Raw genomic sequence first — 3,906 nt, forward strand, 5'->3', positions numbered from 1 at the left:
CAAGGAATTTCAAATCACCGAATGAAATGTTTTTAGGGTGGCGAGTCGATTTACTCGCTAATTAAGAATTGCACTTATTAGTTGAAACCAAGTCTGACTACATAATAGTGAAACGAACTGTCAATACTACACATCTAAAGCAGTTTAGGCAAATATACCATTCATGAGTCATTAAAACTAAACTTACATAGGTATTGTCTTTTTTTCACATATCGCAGCTAATTCTAATATCGGCTTTGCATGACTACAAACGAAGATAATATGCTGCTTCGCCTTTAGCATCAAACTATATAAATCAAAGCGCTTTTGCTGATACGCTACTTTACACAATGTCTTATAGCGTATTTCTGGTGATTTACGAAACTTCCAAAACTGCTGTACTCCCAGCACAATAATCCTATCAGCTTCCAGTCCAGCTAAACTGCAACTTAAACTAAAAAGTAGTTTAGCTGGTTTGTCTGCAGAGTAATCATGCTTGTTTTCAGTAACAACCAATGTTTGAGTATACTTGGACCAATAATCATTTAACTTTTTCAATAACCAACCATGGTGAGAAACAACCAGCAATGTATTTTCTTCGGAGGAACAAAGTAACTCCTTGATTAACTTGTTCGCCAAACTCATTTCTTCCGCTATATTTTTTACTGAATACAGCCAGGGGCGTCTTCCTTCTGTTTTTTCATTAAAAACACTCAAAACCGGTTTACCCAAATTTAGCAATCCACCCAAACGCAAGGCTGAACGGACTTGAACTTTTGATGATCTAAGCTGTGAAGACAATACAATAGTTTCCGTCAAACGAATTCCAAGCTGCTGTTGATCTGAAGTCTCAATTGAACATGCACTTGACAATACCATTGATGAAGCAGAGTGTATTAAATATTTAATCATATCCTTCTGCAGGGGACTGGCTAAGTGTATATCATCAATGATTAGTAGTCGGCTTTTGATGGAGGCGTTAGCATAGGCTTTTTTTAATAAAATAAGCCTGTCATCGGCATCAATTCGATCAATCTTCTTTCGCAACAGCTGCTGATAAATACCATACACATGCTGTATAAACGCTCGCTCTTGATCAGATAAAGTCTGCCACCACAAGACTATTTGTTGTTGATATACCTCACCACTAAAAGACAGCTGCTTAATCCAGCGTAACAATACACTTAACCATTCCAGCTGCGTTGTTTTTGCATTATTACCCGTAGCCAGTAGACTTTCATATAGCAGCTGTATACGCCCCCCTTCAGAAATAACTTTGGGTTGAGGCGCTAAAAGCAATGAGTTCAAAGTATGACAGCAATTAGCAAAACGACTACCACATTGCTGTATTGTTTTTCGTAGTTGCCAACAACTGTAAGAGTTAGTCGAAACAACTACAATATCAGTTTCTAACCAGCCCTGTTTCTCCAGCTCTTTAATCAAGTATGCCAATAGTGTTGTTTTACCCGTACCACTTATACCTAAAAGCTCAACAGCTTGTTCAGGATGTACTATCTTAGCCAATAGGGTTTGTAATGGTGAAGAATAATTACTTCGCTCTGAGAGTTCTGATAAACCTATTGCGTCATTCGGCCTCGTCAACGAGCAAACGGGTACAGTAAGATCATTATGCATTTTGGATTCTCAGTCCCTCATTGACATACTATGCTTTAGACTCAATAAAAAAATCCAGGTCAATTACCACCGCCATAGCATCCTACACTTGTTTTACATTTTATCATGCCTTAATGAGGTAAAGACTAATAAGCACTTCATACTATTGAAATGAAAATGCTATTTAAATGCTATTTGCGTTCACTAAATAGCTTTGCTTTGATTAAACGTATGCGATTCAAAAAAATGACAAAAATTCCCCGTTAACACAAACTGATGGAGTTGATGTCTTACAAATGCTGGCTGGAAAGGGAGTTTAACCAATGAAAGTAGCTGTAATGGGTGCTGGAGGTGGAGGCGTTGCACTTGCAAGCCATCTTGCTCAGCAGGGGTTCCAAACCGCCCTTTATGCACCACCTGAACACGCCAAGAATGCTTATGCAATTTCAGAGCAACAAGGTGAAATACATGTTACAGGTGACCACCCTCTAACCTGTAAAGTTGACACAGTAACACTGGATATACGGCAAGCGATTCATGGCGCAGAAATCATTTTCATGGTTGTTCCAGCCTTTGGCCAGGAAGCGCTCTTTGAAAACATGCTCCCCTTTTTAGTAGACGAGCAAGTCATTGCTGTGATGCCTGGTAACTTTGCAACTTACCCCTTGCAATATATGCTCGAAAAAGTTCGCCCTACTTTGGATATTACGTTAATAGAGAGTTCATCTTTACTCCATGTTGCTGAAATAGAAGAGCCTGGTACCGTCCATATTGCCTCACAACATAAGAACCTCTTAGAGTTCAGTGTGTATCCAGAATACCAAACGCAAAAAGCACAAACACTGTTACAAAAGTGCATGCCTGAAACCCACATAAAAATTGTCAATAATTACTTAGCCATTGGTTTAAACTCTCCAAATGGCATTGTCCACCCAGCCTTGACTATTCTTAATTGTGGCTATATAGAAAGTACTCATGGTGAGTTCTATTTTTATAAAGATGGCATGACACCTGCTGTTTGCAAAATTATTAATGCGCTTGATAAAGAGCGCCAGGCCATAGGCAAGGCTTATGGTCTGGACTTACCCGCCTTACTGGATATTATTCATCACTACTATGGCATTAATGCATTATCATTAAGGGATTTTGCACTCACCTCAGCCGTACATAATCAGCGCTACAGCGCGCCAACCTGTTATAGCCATCGTTATATTTCCGAAGATGTACCTTACCTTTTAGTACCTTGGCTTTCTCTTGCCAAAGCTGCCAATGTGAATACACCGGTTCTTAAAAGTATCATATCCATTGCATCTGAACTGGTGGATTGCAATTTTGTAAAAAAAGGTCGATTAATTAGCCACTTCCTACCTTCACAGCCTATCGTTCCTCTCCATCTAAGCAGTCAACAAGCCGTATAAAGATAAACAGTTCACATCTACCAGCAAAACAATTATCATAACCAGAGAGACGCAAGTCTCCCTGGTTATGTGACACATCACGTCTTAATTATCATATTGTCTCTATTCTTCCTAGGAATATCGACCTACAGAAATGAGCATATTGTAAAAAACGCACTTGTTACGCTTTTACCTTTATGAAGTCTTTAATTTTACTCGCCATCATGACTTGTATGATGTCTGGATGTGCAATTAAATCTGATTTATTACCAGCTCGTGCTCCTCAGGTCCTTGCACCACAAGTAATGCCAGAAATAGCAGTAAAAGTGATCTCACTGAGTAATGGCCAGCTCTCTTCTCTTGGTGCTGCATACCGCACCAGCAATGATATCTACCCACTGCTTATGTCTCTTGGACTTTCCCCAAGCTACAGCATAAATCAAGCAACCTCTTACCAAATCAGGCTTACCGTAGACCGGGGTGATTCACTTCATAATAATAGTTCATTGTGGTTTTACTCCACAGCAACAATAGGCTGGCTTGTTCCTGCCAAAGTCACATATAGCAGCACCATGACAGCAGAAGTTTTCTACCAAAATAAACTAATTAAACGTTATCAATATCATGATAAATTCGAAACCTGGTATTTTACACTCGGTTTTTTAGCAGGGTCATCACGCTACCCAAGACATGTACGAACAGATATAGAAAAAAATATGCTACATCATTTAGTGTATGATATGCAGTTAGATAAATTGCTTCACGAAAATCATTTATCTCCAACACTCATTGCCGAAACCAATGCCGCACGCTAACGGCAAAATCTATGTACAGGACAAAACTTTCAGGGAGTGCCGAAATACTGCCAGGTTAACACTTCCTTCTACTAGTACCCTGTGTAAGTAATCAAGCCCTA

The 3,906-nt window shown here is 39.3% G+C and carries 3 protein-coding genes; 2 read left to right on the plus strand and 1 reads right to left on the minus strand.

Annotated elements, in window-relative coordinates; all coding sequences use genetic code 11:
* Positions 1 to 183 precede the first annotated feature (183 nt).
* Positions 184 to 1,614, minus strand: coding sequence for an AAA family ATPase (locus tag F607_RS0125285; RefSeq protein WP_027710246.1), 1,431 nt, complete (start codon positions 1,612 to 1,614; stop codon positions 184 to 186).
* A 302-nt stretch (positions 1,615 to 1,916) separates the two neighbouring features.
* On the opposite strand from F607_RS0125285, the gene F607_RS0125290 reads away from it, so the two are divergent.
* Together F607_RS0125290 and F607_RS0125295 are read left to right on the plus strand one after the other, a co-directional pair.
* Complete coding sequence (locus tag F607_RS0125290) at positions 1,917 to 3,011, plus strand: NAD/NADP-dependent octopine/nopaline dehydrogenase family protein (RefSeq protein ID WP_027710247.1); 1,095 nt, start codon at positions 1,917 to 1,919, stop codon at positions 3,009 to 3,011.
* Positions 3,012 to 3,187: 176 nt separating this feature from the next.
* Positions 3,188 to 3,805 carry a hypothetical protein gene (locus F607_RS0125295; protein ID WP_027710248.1) on the plus strand — a complete coding sequence of 206 codons (618 nt, stop codon included), beginning with the start codon at positions 3,188 to 3,190 and terminating at the stop codon, positions 3,803 to 3,805.
* Positions 3,806 to 3,906 lie beyond the last annotated feature (101 nt).

The organism is Zooshikella ganghwensis DSM 15267 (assembly GCF_000428585.1).
In the GTDB taxonomy this organism is placed as follows: domain Bacteria; phylum Pseudomonadota; class Gammaproteobacteria; order Pseudomonadales; family Zooshikellaceae; genus Zooshikella; species Zooshikella ganghwensis.

Excerpts from the sequence above, each read along its gene's own strand:
- F607_RS0125290 (WP_027710247.1), top strand. The coding sequence starts at position 1,917 with ATGAAAGTAGCTGTAATGGGTGCTGGAGGTGGAGGCGTTGCACTTGCA.
- F607_RS0125295 (WP_027710248.1), top strand. The coding sequence starts at position 3,188 with ATGAAGTCTTTAATTTTACTCGCCATCATGACTTGTATGATGTCTGGA.
- F607_RS0125285 (WP_027710246.1), bottom strand. The coding sequence starts at position 1,614 with ATGCATAATGATCTTACTGTACCCGTTTGCTCGTTGACGAGGCCGAAT.